The sequence below is a fragment of the Sphingobacterium sp. B29 genome, assembly GCF_001952815.1.
In the GTDB taxonomy this organism is placed as follows: Bacteria; Bacteroidota; Bacteroidia; order Sphingobacteriales; family Sphingobacteriaceae; genus Sphingobacterium; species Sphingobacterium siyangense.
This window is the reverse complement of the sequence record NZ_CP019158.1, coordinates 4,797,326-4,820,809: the sequence shown is the minus strand read 5'-3', so window position 1 is coordinate 4,820,809 and position 23,484 is coordinate 4,797,326. Positions and strand designations below refer to the sequence as shown.

The 23,484-nt window shown below is 44.3% G+C and carries 11 protein-coding genes; 3 read left to right on the top strand and 8 right to left on the bottom strand.

Going from position 1 to position 23,484, the window contains the following annotated elements:
- Positions 1 to 7 precede the first annotated feature (7 nt).
- Both BV902_RS20715 and BV902_RS20710 read left to right on the top strand, forming a co-directional pair.
- Entirely contained in the window at positions 8 to 1,612 is a 1,605-nt protein-coding gene (locus BV902_RS20715; protein ID WP_075993570.1) for a RagB/SusD family nutrient uptake outer membrane protein, read from the top strand.
- Between the two features lie 252 nt (positions 1,613 to 1,864).
- The gene (locus BV902_RS20710; protein ID WP_075993569.1) at positions 1,865 to 3,499 is read left to right on the top strand and encodes an alpha-L-fucosidase; all 1,635 of its coding nucleotides are present in this window, start codon (positions 1,865 to 1,867) and stop codon (positions 3,497 to 3,499) included.
- Positions 3,500 to 3,583: 84 nt separating this feature from the next.
- Here BV902_RS20710 and BV902_RS20705 read toward each other — a convergent pair whose 3' ends face one another.
- The 8 genes from BV902_RS20705 to BV902_RS20670 form a co-directional block, all read right to left on the bottom strand.
- Entirely contained in the window at positions 3,584 to 4,429 is an 846-nt protein-coding gene (locus tag BV902_RS20705) for a sialate O-acetylesterase (RefSeq protein WP_075993568.1), read from the bottom strand.
- A 71-nt stretch (positions 4,430 to 4,500) separates the two neighbouring features.
- Positions 4,501 to 6,231, bottom strand: coding sequence for an RICIN domain-containing protein (locus BV902_RS20700; protein WP_075993567.1), 1,731 nt, complete (start codon positions 6,229 to 6,231; stop codon positions 4,501 to 4,503).
- Between the two features lie 30 nt (positions 6,232 to 6,261).
- A complete protein-coding gene (locus BV902_RS20695; RefSeq protein WP_075993566.1) occupies positions 6,262 to 7,947 on the bottom strand; it encodes an endo-1,4-beta-xylanase in 1,686 nt (561 codons plus the stop codon).
- A gap of 23 nt (positions 7,948 to 7,970) precedes the next feature.
- On the bottom strand, positions 7,971 to 8,996 hold the full coding sequence (locus BV902_RS20690) for a DUF5627 domain-containing protein (protein WP_075993565.1): 1,026 nt from the start codon (positions 8,994 to 8,996) through the stop codon (positions 7,971 to 7,973).
- Between the two features lie 16 nt (positions 8,997 to 9,012).
- Positions 9,013 to 10,776 (bottom strand): RagB/SusD family nutrient uptake outer membrane protein, encoded by a 1,764-nt coding sequence (locus BV902_RS20685; RefSeq protein WP_232475574.1) that lies wholly within the window; start codon positions 10,774 to 10,776, stop codon positions 9,013 to 9,015.
- A 21-nt stretch (positions 10,777 to 10,797) separates the two neighbouring features.
- A complete protein-coding gene (locus BV902_RS20680) occupies positions 10,798 to 13,677 on the bottom strand; it encodes a SusC/RagA family TonB-linked outer membrane protein (protein WP_075993564.1) in 2,880 nt (959 codons plus the stop codon).
- Positions 13,678 to 13,704: 27 nt separating this feature from the next.
- Positions 13,705 to 15,600: a RagB/SusD family nutrient uptake outer membrane protein gene (locus BV902_RS20675; protein ID WP_075993563.1), complete on the bottom strand. Its 1,896-nt coding sequence runs from the start codon at positions 15,598 to 15,600 to the stop codon at positions 13,705 to 13,707.
- A gap of 10 nt (positions 15,601 to 15,610) precedes the next feature.
- Positions 15,611 to 18,793: a SusC/RagA family TonB-linked outer membrane protein gene (locus BV902_RS20670; protein ID WP_237241759.1), complete on the bottom strand. Its 3,183-nt coding sequence runs from the start codon at positions 18,791 to 18,793 to the stop codon at positions 15,611 to 15,613.
- Between the two features lie 440 nt (positions 18,794 to 19,233).
- Here BV902_RS20670 and BV902_RS20665 point away from each other — a divergent pair, with 440 nt between their 5' ends.
- Positions 19,234 to 23,313 (top strand): hybrid sensor histidine kinase/response regulator transcription factor, encoded by a 4,080-nt coding sequence (locus BV902_RS20665; protein ID WP_075993562.1) that lies wholly within the window; start codon positions 19,234 to 19,236, stop codon positions 23,311 to 23,313.
- Positions 23,314 to 23,484: the final 171 nt, after the last annotated feature.

The following is a 23,484-nucleotide window of genomic DNA, read 5'->3' as shown; positions in this document are numbered from 1 at the left end:
TGACATCATGAATAGAAAATATATAAAACTCGCAGCTGCTGCATTGCTGATACAGTTTTCAAGCTGCAAACCGAATCTGGATCTCTCCAACCCGCAGGAATTGTCGACGGACACCTATTATAAAACAGCAGATCAATTGGAAAATTCGGTCATACCGGCCTACCAAGCGTTAATCGGCCGCACACAGGGTGGATATGCGCGCAGTTTGTATTTCGAGCTTTTGGCTCCTGGGGATGATTACAATCATACCTTCAAATGGGAACCCATGTATCAGGATACCTACAATACCCCTGCGAGCGATGGGATGGCCGCCCAGACCTGGAGAGATTTTTGGAACGGGGTGTTTGCGGCTAATTTAGCCATCGATCGGATTCAGAAGTTTGAAGGCGAAATAGATCAAAATAGAAAGAATAGACTCTTGGGGGAAGCGTATTTTTTGAGAGCACTGAACTATTTGCACCTGAGCATGTTGTTTGGCGAAACCATTCCGCTGATCAATAAACCTGTCGAGACCAACGAAGATTATTATCCGGGCAACGCAGCGGCGGGTGCCGTGTATGCGCTGATCGTGGATGATTTTAAGAAAGCATCGGAATTGTTGCCAACGCGGGCAGCACTCTATGCCGACAGTAAAATGATCGGTCGGGCAACCAAAGGTGCAGCACAGGCTTACCTGGCCAAAACTTATTTGTATAAACCCATCCTCGCAAAAGGACAGGCAGCGGATTTTGCCAATGCTGAGATCCAGTTGAAAAGCGTGATTGATAGCAAGGAGTATCAGTTGATGTCCTCTTACAGGGATAATTTTCTGGAAACAAAAGAGAATAATCAGGAGTCTGTTTTTGAGGTGCAACTCTACAATGGACCGGGCTGGCTGGGGGACGATATATCGAGTTCATGGCGGTGGCAGGAAATCGGAATGTTTGACGGAACGGGTGGTGCCTGGTGGAATCTGGCGCCCAATAAAATGGCACATGATGAATTTGAAGAAGGAGATCCCCGGAAATATATGACGCTTTGGTGCGAGAATGGTGCAAAGTTTACGCAGCTGGACGGTAAGGTCACGACCTATACGGACTGGATGAAAAACCTGGCGACCAATAAAGATTTCTTTGGTACCCGGAAATATTGTCCGGATGTTCAGATCGCTGACTTTGATAATGGTAACAATGATCGTATTTTTCGCTATAGCGATGTGCTGCTGCTTTATGCGGAATGTCTCAATGAACGTGGCGATATCGCCGGAGCGAAACAATACATCAACCTGGTGCGTAAGCGCGCCAATAATATCGTTCCGGATGAGCAGCCACACCTATGGTATCAAAAATCCAATGGAACAATTCCTGATGTAGATGGATTGATCGCTCAGGGATTAGTAAAAAACGGCGTTCCTTTAAATACGATCAAAAATATTATCGTGCATGAGCGATTTGTTGAATTTTTGGGTGAATATCAACGTTATTTTGACCTGTTACGGTGGGGGATGGCCAATCCAAGCTGGCTGGAACCTTTAAAAAAAGGCGGCTGGTCTACCAAAGCAATGTTCTATCCTTTTCCACAGTCGGAATTGGACAACAATAAAAATTTGAAAGGCAATGATATGAACAATTGATCTGGGAAAATAGATGTTTTTATTTATTCATAGTTAGTGTTAGGTGGAGGTGTCCTTTTTAGGGCACCTTTTTTTGGTTCAACTGATCAAAAAGAATCCTGTGTCGATATTGTACTAGTATTGATCGATTATGTAGTTTCTTTCCTGATCCAATACAGGTATTTTTGGTATTCAAGTAGATAAAAAATTATAAACCGGATGCCTTTGTCGTGCAATTTGTGTCGAGGCATTCTGATCGAAGATCATTGTATAATGGACAGAAGAACAGCAATTAAGTTTCTCGGTGCAACTATTCCGACGCTTTTCCTGAGTAAATTTAGCCTTTCCCAAGCTCATCTGGGGAAAGCTCCTTTTAATCCCGACTGGCGTTCATTAGAAAATTATCAGGTGCCTGAGTGGTTCAGGGATGCCAAATTTGGTATCTGGGCGCACTGGGGCCCGCAGTGTCAGCCCGAGCGCGGCGATTGGTATGCGCGGGGCATGTATCAGGAGGGATCCGATCAGTATAATTATCACGTTGAAAAATATGGACATCCTTCGGTGTTTGGTTTTAAAGATGTTATCCATCAGTGGAAAGCCGAAAATTGGAATCCGGAAGAGTTAATGGAACTGTATCAAAATGCCGGAGCCCAGTATTTTATGGCTTTGGCCAATCATCATGATAATCTAGACCTTTATCGCAGCAGCCACCATCAATGGAATAGTGTAAATGTTGGCCCCAGGAAAGATATTATAAAGGGTTGGGAAAGCGCTGCAAAAAAAAGAGGGCTGAAATTTGGTGTCAGCGTACACGCGGCACATGCCTGGACCTGGTATGAAACGGCACAGCGGAGTGATAAAGAAGGCAAGTTTGCCGGTATACCCTATGATGGGAAACTAACGAAAAAAGATGGCGCAGGAAAATGGTGGGCAGCATACGATCCGCAGGAGCTTTATGCACAGGATCATGCGCTTAGTTTGGATAGTAAGGATGATAACACCGTTCATCGGCAATGGCATTGGGATGTGAATTCAGGGGTAAGTGTGCCAACAAAGGCCTATTGCGAAAACTTTAAGGCCCGGACCCTGGAATTGATCAACAATTACAAACCCGATATCGTTTATTTTGACGATACGGTGCTGCCACTTTATCCAATAAGCAATGTTGGCTTGGAGATCGTAGCCGATTTTTATAATAAAAGCGTGCAGGCAAATAAAGGCAAGGTTAATGTGGTAATCAATGGGAAAATACTGAATGAACAACAACGAAAATGCCTGGTATGGGATATTGAACGTGGACAGAGCAATACCATTGAACCGCAGCCCTGGCAGACCTGTACCTGTATCGGGTCTTGGCATTATGATCGCCGGATTTATGAGAATAATCACTATAAATCGGCTAAAACCGTAATTCATATGCTGATTGATGTCGTCAGTAAAAACGGTAACTTATTGTTAAGTGTACCATTGCGCGGTGATGGTTCTATCGACGATAGGGCGAAGGAAGTGGTACAAGGCATAGGAAGCTGGATGGCCATACACAAAGAAGCCATTGTTGGAACGCGTCCTTGGCGCATTTTTGGTGAGGGGCCTGCACAGGAGGAAGCTCCTTCACTGCATGTGCAGGGCTTTAATGAAGGGAAGGGAAAAGCTTTTACCGGCGATGATGTGCGCTTCACGACAAAAGGAAATGTCATGTACGCTTTTATAATGGGAACGTTGACCAAAAAGCAGCTCCAATTAAAGTCATTGGGTAGTTTATCACCCAATTCGAGAAAGGTCAAGTCAGTCCGGATACTTGGATATGCCGATAACATCGTTTATACGCAGCTTGATGCCGCGCTGCAGGTGACTTTACCGGATGATTTTATCCAGAATAACATTGCTACGGTTTTGGAAATCGCTTAGACTCGTTCCTTCGCCGTAGTGTCATTGTTGGAAAAACTATGGATTTAAGTCACCTGCAAATGGCAATTTTAAAGCAATGGAAGTTTATTTTTTTTGAAGAATTTTAAGCATGCTTGCCGCATAATTTTTACCCAGCTGCCGGTATCCGGCAGGACTGAAGTGTAGTCCATCGCCGATACCCTGGCAACCCGCAGAAGAAATGATATGGGCAGTTGGGATAGTAGCGGGCAATGTTTGGATGATACTGTTCATACTTGCGCATTTACCCCCTGCTTCGGCCGATAGGAGTTCACCAGCAAGTAGGGGTACATCTTCGGCGTTCAGGTGCAAATCGTGCAAGAGGCTTTCATAGACTTTTTTTACTTTATTGGGCCATTCGCGATCGCCGGTATTGGATTCCCCCTGATGAAGTAAAATACCTTTGATAATACCTTTCTGCTGTGCCATCTTGGCCAGGACGACGAGCCTTTCATAAGGATTATTGTCATAAGCTGCAAGCATGGATTTCATCCATTCGGGTGCCTTTGCGACATAGCTTGCCGTGCTATCTTGATCAAATAATTGAATATGGCAACCACCTACCGAAACGTTGATGACTCCGATCTCGATATTTTTGGGAAGCTTTTCTACAAGCGTTCTGCCAAAATAATCTGCAGGTGTAAGGCCTGTGTGGCAACGCGTGAGTGGTGCCCGGGCAGGATACCACTTACCGTACTGCCGTCCCAATTCGGGGCAATCTACTGCCGCTAGCACATGAAACCGGCTGTTGGTGATGGTGTCCTGAGGTTCGAATTGTCCATGTCCCTCCATATTGGATTGTCCTAAACAAAGGTAGATATGGAAGTTCTTGTCTTGGGCAAAAGCTGTTGTTCCGGTAAAACAACATACCAAGAAGATCAGTAGCAGCATTTTAAATTGTGTTTGTCGCATCGTGAAGCTTTTTATGTTTTTAAAATTAACCTATTTCGCGGTAAGTATGGCTTACCGCGAATAGATAGTGTTTAGTTCATGGCAATAAATTTGAACTTAAATAATTGACAGGAGGTACCATAGTAATCCCAAAGCTGAAGATTGGAATTGCCGTCCATGGTACAGTTGGGTACATCCCAACCGCGTGTAGCATCTACCTTTGAGGTAATTTTGTAATAGCCATTGGCTACAGCAGTTACCTTCCAGGCCTGAGCATCATTGCTATAGTTCTGCCAAAGCCGGATGGCAGTTCCAAGCGCATTGCTATTACTCGTCAGATCAATGCAGCGATTGCTTGCACTTGCTTTTGAAACAAAGCGCCAGTATCCGTTACCGGCATCTATAGCGACCCAGCGCTGTGCATTTGCGCCATTTCTGGTCCACGGTCTGAGCACTGCACCGTTGGCATCTTCACCTGATTTTAAATCAAGTACCTTGTTGGCATCGGTCTGGAATTCGATTTCGTAAATGCCATTATTGACCAGACTAGTAACTGTACAGTTAGACATGGGGTAATTGGAGGCAGCATACTGCTGAAACCACTGTTTAGCGGGAGCAGCACAGGCTTCCCAATCATTGTTAAAAGCTGTCCCGGCGTTGGGATCCCCTTTGTGGAGCAGATCGTCGGGGGCGAGAAGGTTCCAGCTTACATTGCCGGACTGATCCACAATATATTTTAAATTTGCACCAAAACCGTTTCCGCCAGCGGTACCGGTTGATCCCGTACCAAATGTGCCATATCCCTGTGGAGCCCAGTCTGTCTCTGTAATGGCAATGGGTGCAATGTCTGCAATAGGTTTAACATTGGTATTCCAGGCATTTTGAAAAGCTTGATAGGTATTGACACCACCCCAATACCCAGGGTAGATATGTACTGCATAGCCAATGTTGCCACCCGTAATCGGATTATTGACATAGCCTTGATAATGGGACTGCCAGCCAGTTCCTGGTATCCAGCATACATTGTTGGCACCGTTATTACGGATGATATTGACCAAGGGCTGAAAGAAATTTTTCAACGCAGCAAAATGCTCGTTGCCGGTCGTCCCCCAGTTGCCATTTGTTCCCAGAATCTCAACGGGTTCGTTAGCCAATTCAAACATCACATTGTCAGCATTCTTTAGTGATGGGTGCTGCGATAGGAAAGTCCATACGGTCTTAAGATAAGTATGATAGGCATCATTGACTGCGATACGGTGTGGACATACGCCAGGAGGACGCAAGATCACATACATGCCCCGGTTACGGGCATGGTTGATTAAAGGAATAATGACCTGATCAGTATAGGTAACCAAGCGATTATAGTTAAATCTTGAGATGTCGTCTTCAGGAATAGGAGCGCCCGGATCATTGGTCCAATACGGATCGATGTGCAGACGGATATAATTGAGATACCAACCGTCGGCCGCGCTGCTGAGTTTGTCAATGACTGCTTTATTGTAATTGAGCGCACCCTGAACATTGTAATTATCCCAGGTGCAGTAACCGGAGTTGGCACCATACTGGCAGCCATTGAACCAAGGGCTGGGTGTAATGGCCACTCCATGCAGGACAATATTGTTGTCACAGGGATCTTTGAGGTACTTCCCGCCTACATGTAAGGTTGGTGTCGTTCGTGGCCAACCTGTAACGGCTTGGGCGGAAACATTGGATTTAAGACTTCTTTCGGATTCGCTGGTCAAGGTTTTTTCTTCCAGCCGCGAGCAGCTGGAAAGAAAAACTAAGAAAATGACCAGAAGTAACCACATTTTGTTTGTTCTCATAATTTAAATATAAAAGGGTGATTAATGATCTTATTTTTTAGCTAACAATGCCTCAGCAACCGCCTGATAGGCTGGCTTTCGAACGAATCCTTCGGTCCATAAACCGATGGGTTCCCCACGTCTCCAGAATGAATTCTCTTGGTCCGGACTGTCCAGTGGGCTCCATATGGTAATACCATATTGCTTATCCTTGGGAATGATCTCAAGATATTTTTGAACGACAAATTTGTACATGTCGGCCTGCTGCTGATACATTTCAGTCGTTGCATTGCTAGTCTTTATGCCATTTCCCAAACCAATATCGAGCTCAGACACTTTGATCAGCTTGCCGGTGGCGGCCAATAGGTTAAACATACTGACGATATTGTCTTTGCTTGTGTTGATGTCGATGTGCATCTGGGTACCGATTCCATCCACTTTGGCCCCTTTGCTTTCGACGTAGCTGACATAGGCGATCAGCCCTTTACATTTGTTGTCACTGCCTTCCAAGCCATAGTCATTGATGAATAGGAGATCATTGGCATTACCATATTTGCGGGCAAACTGGAAGGCTTTTACGGCATAATCTTTACCCAAGTAATCCTGCCAGTAGAATTCATCATCCGCCAGATCGGTTTTGCCCACTCCCGTCTTTAGGGCATATTGGTCGGGCCAGTCGGACATCGGTTCGTTGACTACGTCCCAAGCCTTGATGTAGCCTTTGGTTTTCTCAAGCATGCCGGCAATAAATGTCTCCAGTGCTTTCGCGAGAATGGCTTCTTTCTCGGCAGGGGTTTTCTCGATCGTGCTGCCCCCAGGGCTCCCATAACCTTCGCCATTGGCGGACTGCGCTCGGGAGGAATTGTTTCCCCAGCCAAACCAGCCATCAATATTGCTTTCAAAATCACTGTTGGCAATGAGGCTTGCCGAACTGCCTGTTTTTGTCAGCACAACCTTGTCGATGAAGATGGTACCATCGTATTGACCAAAATTGATGATAAAACGGTTACGCGCGGCAGTTGCGGTCACTTTGAGTTCGTATTCTTTGTAGCTTGTTGTTAATGCCAATGAACCCATATTGTCGCCCGTATAATTGGAGGTGCTCTGCAGATCGATACCAATGTTGCCCGCTTTGCTGCCCCGGGCTACAATCTTCAATACATATTCTTTCCCTATTTCCGTGGGGTTAATGTCTGTGGCTGTCTGTGCTTCCCAGGCATTGACAACAGTGGGATTGCTCATTTTTAATGCATGTCCCGCTAGAGCTGGTCCTCCAGAACCTGGTATTACCACAGGAGCGATTAACTTATTCAGGTAGGCGGCATTCTGTCCCGAATGCCAGCACAGCGTGTGGCCATACAGTGCCATGTTGTTTTCCTGCGCAGCTGTGATCAGCTGTTCTACACGAGATAGATTCAGGCTTCCGTCGGCTTGCACAATGGAACCATGCTTCATTTCATAGCCCATCACCATTTCTTCGAAATTGCGGTTAGCCAAGCGGTAGAGTACTCCTTTGTTAAAATAATCGTTCATATTGAGCGCAACACCCAGCTTAAGTCCGGGGTTGCCTTGCTTATCCAGATAACTTTTTAATGGATTGTAAGCATTGATATCTTCCTGCGTCAGTACTTTCTCCGGTTTATCGACGGCGTAATCCAGTGGCTGATATTTGGAACAGGAACTCCAGGCGGTGCCGAGCGAAAGTAGGATGACGATAGTTTTATTGATTTTTTTCATCGTTGTTCGTTATAGAATTGATACTACTTTTTGATGGGTGTAAATGTTTCCATTTTTACAGATCTGTCCCGCATCACGAGGGTATCCTTGCTGGTGACACTCATTTGTGTCATATCGATCGTGTAGGAAAGATAAAGTGCATCTCTGTCTGCATTGCCCCAGCTGTTTTTTTCGCCCCGTTTGACAAACTTACCGGTTCCTGTAGCGGAGATGCCAGCACTTGCCGAGCTAATGCTACAATTGTCGTCGTCGTCAAAAGTTAAGTTCAGATTGACATTGATATTGACATCATCAGCTCCTTTAAAAGAAAGAGGCAAGATCGATTTCTTTAGCGCTGCTGTCGTGACGCTTTTGACTTCGTCTTTTTCTACATAAGCCTGATGTCTGACGATATTTTTTGTCAAGCTGTTATTGGCACCTTTGCCGACAATTTGGTCGGTACCCCGACGCAGGTAATTGCCGTGCCAGGGATTGATATATTTGAGTGCATAAAAGGTAAAATCTTTTGGTGCGACATCCCAATCGGATACAATAGCCCTATTGGCAGCCTGTAGCGAAGTTTTACCGGAGAGGATGGAATCGGCGTTAACCACTTTTGTCATCCTTAGAGGAAGTACGTAATAGGTTTCCAAGGATTTTGGGTCGGCAAAAAATGCGTCAGTCAGCTGTACTTCAACACCACCTGTGAGACTACCACTTGGGATATTGATCTGATTGCTAGCAAGCTGATAGTAATTGTTGGGTAATGCGGTAACTGTCTGCCCGTTTGGATAGCTAAGGCCATTCGTAAGGCTGTTGTCGACAACAAAATCGATACGGATGTCTTTTCCATTGTTGTATACTCCTCCAGTGGTTGCCATGACTTTCACCTTATGCTGGTTGTCGAGACTGTTGTCAAAAATGTCTTCGCCTAGGGTTACCGTTCTGACTGGTGTCTGATAGGCGAAGTATACCGATTGAAATTCGAAATCTGGGAACTCCCAGTCGTTATTTTTGCAAGACGCCAGGCTTACCAAAGCCATGGCGTAAAGAAGATTGATCTTTTTCATTATGCGTGTATTAATGTTAATTCCATCCCGTATTCTGTACAAGATTGCTGTATTTGAGTACTTCACTGTACGGGATCGGACCGTAGTACATAAAGTTTTCATAAAGTCTATTCTCTACCGGAATCTCGGTATAGCTGTTGTTGCTTATACTGATTCCTTTTGCAGCAACGTTGATATCCAACTTCCAGCGACGCAGGTCCCAAAACCGAAACCCTTCAAAACAAAGTTCTAGTCTCCGCTCATTGCGGATCAGCTGCCGCATTTGCTCTTTGTTGTTTTTTACCTGTTCTAGGTAAGGATCGCCATTGTTGGCTCCTACACCCGCCCGTCTGCGAATAGCCTTGATGATGTCGTAGGCCGAGAAGGTAAAAGTACCCATGCCAGTAGGCCCCCAGGCCTCATTTGCGGCTTCGGCATAGGCCAGATACATTTCTGTCATCCGTATACGTGTATTGAAATGCATTTGTTGTGTAGAAGATGAAGGGTTGAGGTTTACATCTTGGCGCAGCAGCTTTTTCAGGTAATAGCCCGTCCGAGTAGATGTCTCGACCTTATTTAACCCATCGTTTGTTGGACTATTGGCAGCGGTATTGATAGCCGTGTTGCTTACGCCTGCCGTGGCACCATTGACAATAATGTAAGTCTTCAATCGGGGATCCCGCTTGTCGTACGGATTGGTTTTATTGTAAGCCGAATTGGCATCGTCAATGGGATAGCCATTTTCCATGGGAAAGGCATCGACCAGATTCTGTGTAGGATTGAGACGTCCTCTGCCAAACAATGTTGGCGGAAAATGGTCCTGTTCCATGCTGTTGCTATTTCCTTTGTCGGTGCGCCAAAGTATTTCGGCCGGATTGGATCCGGAGGTTAAGCCATCGACCACATCTTTATTGTACCAGGTGAATCCTTTCGGATCGATACCACTTGGTCCGCCTTTGGCCTGGATGACCTGCCCCGCATAGGTGGCGGCTTGCTCCCAGGTTGTTTTGCTGCCCTCGCTGTATGCCGGACTTGCCGCCATTAACGCTGCTCGGGCACGAATTGCCTGCGCGATGCGCTTGGTCATGCGGAGTTTGAAATAGGCTCCAAATACACGGTTGTAGTCGTCTTTATTGATTGTGCCTGCGTATTTGACCGGAACTTGACTGTCTGCACTGATGTCTTCATAATCCATAGGCAACAGGTCTTCTGCATTTTTGATGTCATCGTAAAGTTGCTGCATGCAGGCTTCGAACGGTGCACGACTGTGGTTAAAATCCGAATTGACATCTTCGGGAGTCAGCAGGATAGGCACACCAAGTATCTCACCGGTACTCGACTTTCCGGCATGGGATTGCAACAGGTGAAACATAAATAGTGCCCGGAGACCATAAGCTTCACCTTTCATGCGATCGTTAAACATCGTACTGACCTTGGGATCCAAGGCCCATTCTACTTTATCACTTAGGGATAAAAAATTGTTGAGGTACTGTATGGCTGCATAGCTATTGCGCCATTGGTCGAAAGGATTGTTGATGCTTGTCCATTGTCCGGTTGCTGTTTTAAGGTAAGTATTGCTTTTATCGTTGCTCACAGCATTGTCTGTGGCGACATCATCAAAGCTATAGCTATTAGCCGGAACCCGGTTGTATCCATTTAAAAGTAGCCCTTGTGCGTAAAGGGGGCGACTATTGGCTGTTTCAATTTCAAGATTATTTTCAAGAGCCGGCTCAAACATATCTTCACAGGAAGAAAATAGTAAGCTGCTTAGGATGGCTATGGTTAGTATTCTTTTCATCATTCTCGTCTTAGATAGTAAAGATTAAAATAGTGCCTTCAGTCCGATGTTGAAAAAACGCATTTGTGGTGCTTGTCCAATATTCAATTGCATCGTTTCCTTTTCTTTGGCAATGGTCAGTAGGTTGGATCCCGTGGCATAAATCCCCAGTTCGTGTATAAACTTAGCATTGAATAGACGCTTTGGGAAATCGTAAGACAGCTGCACTTTGGATAGGTTGATGCGATCGGTCTTGTAAAGCCAAAAGTCTGAGCTTCGAAAGTTGTTGTCACTGTTAAAGGTGGTAAGGCGCGGATAAGTTGCGGTCTCCTTGGTCGACTCTGTCCAGCGGTCACGTACGACCACTGAATATTTATCTTCCGCATCTACCCAAAAGTAAGAACTGTTTTTCATCGCTTTGGCTCCGAACTGTCCCGTTGCCGCGGCAAATAATGTGAAATTATTCCATTTGACTGTCAGGTTGCAACCTAATGTCAGTGGGGCACCGGCCCATCCGCCTTTGCCTAAGTATACTTCGTCGCGGGTATCGATGGTACCATCACCATTCTGATCTTTATACTTGATATCCCCAGGCTTGACTTCTCCAAATGTTGAAAAGGCAGCTTGGTCAATTTCACTTTGACTGTTATAAAAACCATCATGCTGTAAGCCCCAGATGGCGTCTAGTGGTTTTCCGGCTCTGTTTTGGTAAGCAAATTCATAGAGTTCGTCCCTTTTTACCGCCTTGGTCGTATAGTACATCCCGTTGAAACCCAGTGATACGAAGGTTTTGTTGATCTGTTTGTTCAGGTTGATGCCAAAGTCGACACCCCGGCGTTCGTCGTCGTTAAAATTGACATAGGGAAGGTCTGAATAAACCGGCCAGTAAGTCATAAAATACATTGGGTACTGTGTTGCCGCCTGTACCAACCCGCCGCTCATCCGATTAACAAAGTAGGACGTATTAAAGGTGATCAGGTTGTTGTAGAGCCCACCTTCGAGGTTGATATTAAATTCCTTGCGTTTCGGGAATTTCATGTTGGGGTTGTCACCCCTGCGTCTGTCAAAGGTATGGACGAGGTCACCGTCGCGCCAGCTATACCATGCTGCGTCGTTATAGGTATAATAGCCCTGATAGAGGTAATAGTCGCTAATATCCAGATCCGTGTTTAATATACCGGCCGACGCGGATAATCTTAACTCATTGACGACTTTGCTGTCGACCAAAAAATTTTCTTTAGATAGACGCCAGGCGAGCGCTAAAGTAGGAGATAGGGCTCTTCTATTCCCTTGTGGTAATTTGGCGGAATGACTGTAAGCACTGCTAAAGTCAACATAATATTTGCTTGAATAATTGTAGCCCAACTGCAGCCCTAGGTTGGCATTGCTGGTTTTGTGGTAGCTGCCAGAGGCAGCGATCTGGAACGCATTGGCCAATAGGATTGCCGATACATGGTGGTCATTACCGTAGGTACGGTTAAAGTTTAGGGACCCATTGAGACCGATGGTCTGCCGATAGGTACTGCCACTGATATTTTGGATGCCTGAAATACGGTCGTCACCATATTTTGTGAGGCTACTGATAAGGTCTTTTCCATCATAGTTGTTCCACGATGCCTGATAAACAGCATAATTGTTGTTATAGGATTGGTTATAATTTGACTGATAATCCACAGCCAGGTTGGTTTTGAAAACCAATCCTTCCAGGATATTTTTCAAGTCAAAATTCAAACCCGTATTAAATTGAAACTGCCGATTTAGATAGCGGTTTGTGCCGCCGGCATAAACGTTTGCAAAGGCATTGGTTTGATCCAGCTGACTTCCCCCAAGGAGATATTTGCCATCGATGAGAAAATTGCTGTTGTTGACATACACCATCGAGTTGACGTCACCTTCTTCGATCATATCAATAGGAATGAGTGGAGAGAAGCGATGTGGCCGCACGGTTGCCGCTGCACCCCAGTAGTCCGCATTTACCCCTTTGGAAATATAAAAACTGGCTGCCGCATCGACGTTCAGGGAGATCAGATCATTGACTTTCACATCGATGTTACCGCGCATATTGAATCTATTGGCGCCACCATTTTTTTTCGCCTGTCCAAAATTGAGGAGGGACCCTTCAGACCAAAATCCAAAGTTGGTATAATATTGTGCACGTTGATTTCCGCCTGAGATTTCGGCGGTGGCATCGTAGCGATTATAGTGATCTTTGATATAGTCCGATGAATAGTAATCCACGTTGGGATAACGATAAGGATTTGTTCCGGCTGCATGTTGGTAGATTGTTTCGGTACTATAGAGTGGTGATAATCCATCATTTTGTCGAGCTTCGTTATACAATGTCATATATTCTGCGGAGCCAAGATATTGTGGATAGCTCATAGCCGCATTGATACCGCTATTGGCTCTAATTTTTATCTGTTGACCTCCGGATTTTCCGCGTTTTGTCGTGATGCTAATAACGCCTTTGGCTGCTCGGCTACCATAAAGAGCGATGGCATTGGCGCCTTTCAATACACTGACCTGATCGATTTCTGTTGGCATAACGTTATTGGCATCACGCGGAAATCCGTCCACTAATACCAAATAACCACCCATACCCCAAATATTACCGTTGTATCCCGGAATAAAGGCATCTAGATTTTCCAGACTGTAGGTGTTGTAACTCTTGTCGAGCAATTGTGGAACATTGATGGATTGTACATTGCCCATGAGGTCCTTCTTCTGAACTTTTCGGAAAGCGACCTGTACAAGTGTCGTACTATCGGTGCCAATACTGTCCGGACCAACAAATGTCGAGCGCTCCGGAAAAATATTTTTATGTTGTCTAATGGTTGGATTAAGTGATTCTTTCGCCATTCCTTCAGCGGTAGCTATCCAACTTAATCCAAGACATAGTGCTATTCTTAATTTTTTGTACTTCATTTTTTGAATGATTAAATGAAAAACTTGTTACCAGCCTGGGTTCTGATAGAACTCGGGATACATGTTGACATCTCTGACCTTTAGGGGCAACCAGTAATGCTTGCTTGTAAACTTCCGTTCCAAAAGCACATTTTCTTTCATGTTTACGACGCGGTTTTGGGATGGATCTACGGTGTTGAAGGTTCCTGCCCGATCAAAAACAACCGATTTTTTTAAGGTGTAAGGTGATTCGGTCAACAGCAACCAGCGTCGCAGATCATTAAAACGATGACCTTCAAAAGCGAGCTCCACAGCTCGTTCCCGCCGTAATTCAGGCAACAATGCGTTCGCCGAACCTAGAAATTTGGCATCTACATGACCCACGCCAGCCCGATCCCGAACGATATTGATCGCATCAACTGCTGTTTTACCGTAATTGTCGGCTTTGCCTGTAGCTGAGTTGGAAGCCATCATGGCGGATTCGGCGTACATCAGATAGACATCAGATAAACGCATATAGGGCACGTAAATATGAAGATTGGATCCATAATTATAGGCTTGATCATATTTGTTGGCTGTTATAGGGACAAATTTACGTAACACGTAGCCTGTCTGGCTGCCAGACTGGATATCTCGATAGCTTCCATTACTGTAAAGGTTAGCGTATCGATTTTTTTCGTCCTGTGTATTTCCCTGGACGACTTTTGTTCCATCGAAAATGATGTCCTTATAAAAGCGTGGGTCGCGATCTTTCCAAGGGTATTCGGCATTGTAACCTGATTCTGCGTCAGACTGGGTAATGTCTTTGATCGGTAAACCGTTTTTCATACCATAGTAGTCGACATAATTGGCTGTTGGAATAAACTTCAATGCATCTCCGTCGGAGACGACCAGCGGAATGTACTGTTTACTGGTACCATAATTCGATACCCATGCGTCAATGTAGGGCCCTCTAAATATAGCTTCTGTACTCCCGGGCATGGCCCAATTTTGGCCTGTTGTGTAAAAATTCAAGTGGATATTGGCCATAGGAACAAGGGCGTAATTTGTCTGTCCGCTTTCGACAAGTGAAAGTAGTTCGCCAAAGGCCTGAGCTGCTTTTTTACAATAGTCAGTATGATAGGTTTTATTCCCGGTAGACTGAAAATTCATCAAAGGGCTTCCCGCCCAAAGATAATTTTTGCCAAGATAAGCAAGGGCCATGATTTTGTTGATGCGCAATTGATTCTTCCCCAGGGTACGTTTTCCGGCAGTGGTATTGTCCCAGTCGATCGGCAATAGATTGGCCGCTTCTCTAAAATCGGCCGCAGCAAGATCCGCACAGGCATGGTAGCTCAATCTTGGCAACCGCAGCTTTTCGTCACTTGGAAGTACATAATTGATGTACGGCATCCCGCCAAAATATTCCATCAATCGGTGGTGAAACCAGCCTCGGAAAAATAACAATTGCCCCTTGATCAGGTTCTTTTCTTCGGAGGTGGCTTCGGTTAATTTGTCGATATTTTCTAGTCCGAGGCTTACTTTTCGCAGACCAAACCAGGCCGCGCTCCATAAATCGCGGAAGGCACGGTTGGCAAATACATCCCCATTGATGGTGGTAAAATCACCCTGATCCATCCAGCCGGAGCCCCAGCCGTCGGATTCTCTTTGCCAACCCCAAAAATTACCGTTGTCGATTTTGTGAACGAAATGGTAATTGCCAGCCGTTGAGGTCATTTCATCTTCACCCCAGTTCCACGAGTTGGTCCAGTAGTTGTTGCTGAAGTTGACAACACAGCTGTATAGCTCTTCTGTATAGCCCTGAAAGTTAATAAAGTTTTTAAATGCTTCTTTGGAGGACACATTGGACTGTTCTTCTTTATCCAGGTATTTTTTACACGAGAGTAGGGATGTTGAAGACCAGATCACAGTAGATATAAAGATTACCTTGAAATACTTTTTCATAGTGGTAGGATTAAAATGTAATGTTTGCACCTAGATTAAACCGCTTTACGGTAGGGTAGGCGCCCTGCGATGCCCAGCCCGTACCGGCATAATTGGATTCACGGTCGTCTGGCATTTTGGACCAGAAAACTAAGTTGTTGCCATTTAGAAAAATGCGAAGGTTTTGAAGCCCAAGTCGTTTGATTACGCTGGATTCCCGATTAAAATTGTAGGCAATTTCGGCTGTTTTCAATCGAATGTAGGAACCATCAAACATATACCGGCTACCGGGTGTATAAGTACTCGACTGTGATAACCAGCGTGGTAGTGGTACGTCTGCATTGACATTGTCCTTTGACCAATAGGAACCTTCGTCATAAGCAAGGTTAAGCTGGCCCGAGAAGCTGTTGAAAACAACTTGCCGGGTGACATTATTTACGGCATACCACTGGGTCATGACACTGAAATTCTTCCAATCAAATCCAATGGTATAATTATAAGTGTTCTGTGGTACCGAAGGAAAGGCGTAGGGAATATTATCCTTAGCATCGATAATACCATCCCCGTTATAATCCAGTATATGATAATTGCCGGGTAGTTTCGCTAGGTCATTGCTTTCGTGCGCGGTACTCGAATAAAGTTCGTCCCAAGTATTGTAATATCCGGAGCTAACATAAGAATAGGTTTGACTAACTTGTTTGTTATCCGGTTTCTGATATTCGGGCAGCAACTCGGGGGCATCGGCATTGATGACTTTATCCTTGGCATGGGTAAAATTGATATCAGCCCATATTCTCCAGTCAGTATTGAGCTGTCTGTTAAATTTCAGTTCTACTTCAAACCCTTTATTCTGTACCTTACCTAGGTTGGCTGTAGGTGCCTCCATCCCAAAGTAGGAAGGAATGGCTCGGTTGGCGCCGCTAATCAGAACATCTGTCCGCCGGTCTCTAAAAAAGTCGACTTTACCGGTTATCTGGCTATTGAACAGACCGAAGTCGAGGCCGATATTGAATTTGTTAACTTTTTCCCAGCGGATATTTGGATTGCCAAGCGCACTTTCCTTATACCAGATATAAGGACTGGTATTGCCGTCGGAGTAGGAGTAGCGGCCTTCAACCCCCATGCCAGCGGTGCCCCCATATGCCCATTGGGTTAGGTACAGAAATTGACGGCCGCCACTATCGTCACCGATGTCACCATAGGACGCACGTAACTTGAGCATATTGAGAAACGAGATAGGCCTCATAAACTCTTCTTCAGTAACTAGCCAGCCTATCCCACCGGAATTGAAAAAGGCAAATCTATTGTCAGGACCGAATTTTTCTGATCCCGTATAGGCTCCATTGTACTCGAGCATATATTTATTTTTGTAGTTGTAGGTGGTGCGGAATACCCAGTCTTCGCGATAGGAGGGAATCATACTCCCTGTTCCGGTCTGATTGCGGTTGAATAAACCCATGGCAGTGATGTTGTGATTCTTAGCGATGGTCGTTGCGTAGTTTAACTGCAATTGATAAAATAATCTTCGATAGGTAGACCAGTCTCTAACCTGTCCGGCACCGGTTGTCCAGTTTATGCCCTCGACGAAGTCAAATCTATTTGTACCATCGAAAGCGATCTGATAGGTTGGCAATCCCGTATTGGGATCGATCCATTTACTTTGTGTACTGTTGTTGGCATCATTGATACCGCGGCCGCCCTCGACAAACGTGTTGTCCAGTGAGATTGTCCCACGAACGTTAAGCCCCTTCGTTAAAAACTTAAGATCTTGTTCGAGCGTAAAATCTGTTGTAATACGACTGGTGGTGATGTATTCGGTTCCGCTGAGTGCCAGCACACGGGCAGAGTTTATCCCGGCTTGTGTGTTTAAGGCATAGTAACCCCAGGTACCGTCTGAATAGCGTGGATAAATAACATCTGGAGCTACCGTATAGGCAGCGATCCAATAGGAATAATCGTTGCCGCCGCCCCATGGACTTTTTTTGACACCGCGAGACCCTGCCAGGTTGGTTGAAAATTTAGTTGTGGGAGTAAGCTGGAAGTCTAAATTGGACCGTACATTTAGACGGTTAAAACCGTAGCCAGCTTTATAACCGCGAGCATTTTCGAACTGGCGGAACATATCGCCTTCGTAAAGAAAGTCCGCATTGGCAAAATATTTGACAAAGGGTGTACCACCAGCAATATTGACGCTGCTATTTTGTGAAAAAGCGTGGCTTTTAAATAATTCCTTTGCCCAGTCGGTATTCACGTAACGTTCGCGTTCCGTCTGGTCAGCGGGAAAACGGTATTTATTGATAATGTCCTGTGGTGAATAATCGGCCCAACTTGCAGGATTTATGCCCAATTCATACTCGATTACTTTATTGCGCAGCATCAATGCATCGTACGAATCCATTTTACCTGGAAGTTGGGAAACGGTCTTGACAATATTGTTGACAGTGCCACGGATCAGCATTTGACCTTCCTTACCCCGCTTGGTGGTGATTAAAATAACGCCGTTGGCACCTCTGACTCCGTAAACAGCAGTTGCTGATGCGTCTTTGAGTACAGATATTGTTTCAATGGAACTGATATCAACGGCAGATATCGGTCGCTCAACACCGTCGACCATCACTAAAGGGTCGGTATTATTCCATGTGCTTCGACCCCGGATCACAATTCGGGGCTCTTCCTCACCGGGCATACCTGTACTTGCCGTGGTTATTACTCCCGGCACGTTGCCTGTTAGCGCAGCGCCCACACTCGAAACACCTCCTGCACGCTCGAGGATTTTACCCGAAGTTTGCGCAATGGCGCCAACGACAGTTTCTTTTTTCTGACGGCCATAACCGACAACAATAGTCTCCTCGATTTCGATAGACTTATCGCTTAGCTGTACTTCTACCGTGTTCTTGTTGTGGATATCCACTTCGAGTTGGCCATATCCTAGCTTGGAGATGGTCAACAGATTATTATCTGCAGGGACTTGGATCGTGAAAGCTCCATTGTCATCGGTAGCCGTGGCTAGCGAGGTGCCTTTTACCCTGATGGACGCGCCGCTCACTTTTTTATGGTTACTATCGACGACAATGCCCCTTATCTGCCTTTTGGCCTGAGCATAGAGTGTTGCCTGTCCCACATAAAGCAGGAACAGCAGTAAAGTGAATGGCTTAGCTATACCCCATAGCTTTTTCCAATGCCTTACTCGTGTGATTGTAAATGTAATCATCATCGCATTTGTGGATTGATAAATAGGTTGAAGAATTCTTGGTTAAATTTTCTCTAATTGGCTAGATACATTTGTATCCGTATTCCCTTTGTTCATTTTGATAAAAAATCAAGGGACAGTCATGGATCATCAGGTACTGTCATATGCTGTATAATAATTGGTTAAATTTTTCTTTATAACTATATAGCAACCGGTTGCATTGTTTGCATATAGTTTTCCCTATATTGGGAATGCCTTTCAAAGCAGTTATAATTGTAAACCAAAGCTAGCCATTGGAAAGTTTGGTGGATAGCAAGAATGTTTAAATGAAGGATAAGAATGTCAAAAATTACCGCTTACATGGTGTAAATGATTGTGGAGACTAGTTTAGTAGGGATTAATTTGATAATTTAGTTGACAGTTCAACGCAGATTTTTTGTGCTGAAGATTACATACCTAAATATATGATACGGACTTTAGTGGTATTCACCTGGATGATGCTGACGTTTTTTTCTTATGGACAAAGCCAGCCTGTAACTTTTCAACGCTATTCTTCAAAGGATGGACTTTCTTCCAATACAATCTATAGTATCTACCGTGATAGTTATGGCTTTCTTTGGTTAGGAACAGAGGATGGGCTTAATCGCTTCGACGGACGTCATTATAATGTCTACCGGTATGATGCCAACAAAGAGAACAGTTTAATGGCAAACCATATTACAGCTTTATGTGAAGACAGAAAAGGAAGAATATGGATCGGCACAAATGGAGGGGGATTAAGTTATTATGATCGGGAAGCTGACCGGATCAGGTCATACAATCTTACCCCTGATGGTAAATGGCTCAGTACCGCTATTAATGCGATCGATAAGGATGCAAGTGGAAATATCTGGGTCGCTTCATATGGTGCTCTGTATATTTTGGATGTCAATGATCTACAAAAGAAAATGGATCCAACTTATCGACGTATTGTGGAAGCTTTTGCCGGTAAAGTGACGGGCAGTGTCTTTCGTGACCGACAGAACAACATGTGGGTGTCATCAGAGAACGGCATATTCCGTATAGCCGCAGACCTAAAGACCATCAAACGTTTTGAAGTTCTTTCGGAAAAGGAAGGGTATGGAAATGGGATTGAAATTAGTTCCATTGTTGAAGATGATCAGGGCCGTATCTGGGTCGGATCTATGCTCGGCCTTAAATATTTGAATCCGGGCGATTCGCAGTTCAATAAATTTAGCGCAGGAGAAGGGAAAGGAGCTTTAAGCAGTCCCCGCATTTACACCTTATGTCACAATCAAAAGCAGGACTTATGGATCGGAACGGATAATGGTCTGGATGTGCTTAATACCAAGGATTTAACAATTCGGACCTTTAAGCCGGATCCAAGTAATGTTCATAGTCTTTCTCATAAATCGATACGATCTATTTTTGTCGATAATAGCGGAATTTACTGGATAGGTACCTTTCAGGGAGGGCTAAATAAATTCGATACCAATTTAAGCCAATTTAGATTAAAAAGTTTAGATTTTCTGGAGGGTATGACCGGTGACCCAGCTATAGTAACTTCTTTCGCGGCTTATCAAAATAAGATTTTTTTGGGCGTTGATGGTGGTGGTATCTGGAGATATGACCGATCGACAGATAGACTGTCGTCTGTTGAGCTTTCGGCCAACTTACCTAAAGATCTTACGGTGTTGACTTTGGAAAGAAAACTCGATCAGCTTTGGATCGGTACCTATCAGCGAGGAGTTATCTGTTATGATCTGCTTAATGGGAACCTAAAAAGATATACTGCCGGCAACAGAGACGACAATTTGAATAATAATGATGTTTTTTGTTTAAAAGTTGACTTTCGGGGGAATACTTGGGTTGGGACGAATGGCGGCGGAGTGAACATCATTCAAAACGGGAGCGCTATCGTCAAAAAATACAAGCGCGAAGGGCCCTCAAACGATGGTATCGAATTACCGGCGAATTTTATACGTGCCCTGTCGGAAGATCAGCAACACAACATGTGGATAGGAACTTACGGCTCGGGCCTGGTGATGTATGATCCTTTCAAACAACAGACTACACTGTATGACAAAGCAAAAAATAAGCTCCCGAGCAATTATATATTAGCTGTACATACGGATAAAAATGGAAATTTATGGGTTGGAACAAATGGCAATGGAGTAGGTTTGCTGCGAAAAGGGAAAACACTATTTGAGACACTTTCTGAGAAAGATGGATTAGTGAATGGTGCTATTCAGAGTATTATCGAGGACGATAAGGGGAGGATCTGGTTTTCAACAAACAAAGGATTGAGTTGTTATTCTCCGGTGCAAAATAAGTTCAAAAACTATTCTAATGCTGTGGGATTGCAAGAAGGTGCTTTTATGCTCGGTGCCGCGTTAAAAACGGACGATGGAGAAATTTACTTTGGTGGTCAGAAAGGTTTTAACCATTTTTATCCGGCCCATTTAAAAACAAATGGTAATCCTGCCAAGGTAGCACTCACGGATCTAAAAATTGACAATGTGATCGTTCAGCCAACGGAAAAAGGGCCAATTCAGCAGTCTCTATTGACTGCCGATCGTATCAATCTGAAATACAAGCAAAATTTTTCAATTTCTTTTGCCGCGCTAAATCTAACTGTTCCTGAGGATAACCAATATGAGTACCGACTCGTTGGTTTTGACAAAAATTGGATTCGAAATGGAAAGGATAATAGTGCTTATTATACAAATTTGGATCCCGGAGATTATGTCTTTGAGGTGCGCGCAAGCAACAACGACGGTATTTGGAACAAGGAAATCAAATCGATTGCCATACATGTTGCTCCACCGTTCTGGCGCACCATTTATGCTTATCTATTTTATGTGTTGGCAGTATTGGGCAGTCTGCTGTGGATCAGACATCGCGGGATTCAAAAGTTAAAACAAAAATTTGCGATAGAACAAGAGCGTATCCAGGCGAGGCAGCTCATTGAACAACAAAAGAGAGATGCCGAGACAAAGCATCAAATAGATGCAATGAAAATCCGATTCTTAACAAATTTAAGTCATGAATTCCGTACCCCGATCTCTTTGATTACGGGACCCGTAGACGCTTTGATTGCCAAGAATAAAGACAGTAAACTGGGCGATCAACTAAATTTGGTAAGCCGTAACGCGCGGCGGCTTCTAAATCTGGTCAACCAATTACTGGATTTTCGTAAAATGGAATACCATGAATTGAAAGTGCAGGATGAAGATGGTGACTTGGTATCTTTTGTACAGGAAGTTTACCGTTCATTTCAGGATATGGCGCTGCAAAAGGGTATAGATTATTCTTTTTTTCCATGCCAGGAAAAATTGTATTGTCGTTTTGACCGAAATAAGGTTGAGCGCATTCTATTTAATTTAATCTATAACGCTTTTAAATTTACCAAAAAGGGTGGGGATATCGCTGTAAGTATATCCTCTATAAGCCTTGTCGACAAGAAACTGCAAGTTTCCTTTGAAGTGCGCGATACTGGTATCGGAATTCCCGAGCAATTGCAACAATCGATATTTGAGAGTTTTTTTCAGCATGATACTGAGGGCAAGGTGGCAAGTCAGGGTTCGGGTATTGGACTGTCAATTGCCCAGTCATTTGTTCAGATGTACCATGGTGAGATTTCGGTTAGCAGTCAACCCGACAGCGGAAGTACCTTTAAATTTGATCTATGGCTGGATCAAGCTGAGTCGGTATACGAGGAAGGGGCTGAACCGGAAGTAATCACGGAGACACAACCTGTGGAGCTTAGACAGTGCCCGCTTGTGTTGATTATTGAAGATGATGAAGATTTTAGGTACTACCTTAGCGAGTCTTTAAAGGAGTATTATCAGATTATCGAGGCTACTAACGGAAAGGATGGCTGGCAAAAAGCACTTTTTCATCACCCTGACCTTGTGGTGAGCGATGTTCAGATGCCGTATATGAATGGTATGGAATTTTCACAGAAGCTGGCGCAGGATAAACGGACAAAACATATTCCTGTTGTATTGCTGACGGCTTCACAGGTCGATAATGGTCTTGTTTGCGGACTTGAGTCGGGTGCGGTGGGTTACCTGACCAAACCTTTTGATATGGATGTATTGGTCGCGAAGGTTAACAGTTTGCTCCAGCTGAACCAAGCATTCAAGGAAGTCTATAGTAAACAAGTGTCTATTGTAGCTCCTGAAATGACGATCAGGTCCGAAAAAGATAAATTTTTACAAAAAGTACTCAATTATGTACACGATAATATCGATAATCCGCAGTTATCGGTCGAAGCGCTAAGTGCCCACACCTCCATGAGCCGTGCCTCCCTTTATAATAAGCTGCTGGAACTGACGGGCATGTCTCCCGTAGATTTTATACGCTCTGTGAAACTAGAAAAGGCGGCAGGTTTGCTGGAAAAAAGCGATAAGTCTATTTCTGAAATTGCTTATGAGACGGGATTTGCCAATCCAAACTATTTTACAAAAGTCTTTAAAGCAAAATATCAAATGACGCCAAGTGAATATATCCAATCGCATAAAAGTACATCCGTGCACTAAGCATAATATTGTTATTTAAAAGGTCGTTTTAGGTCAGTTTTTTAGGAGGGTAATCTGTTTTAAACATTTTTACCCTTCTTTTTTTTATTTGTTGCAATCCTATCTTGTTGAAAGCTATAGTTTTGTCTTATAACCAATCGCTGGAGTTCTAGCGAATACAAAACTAATCAA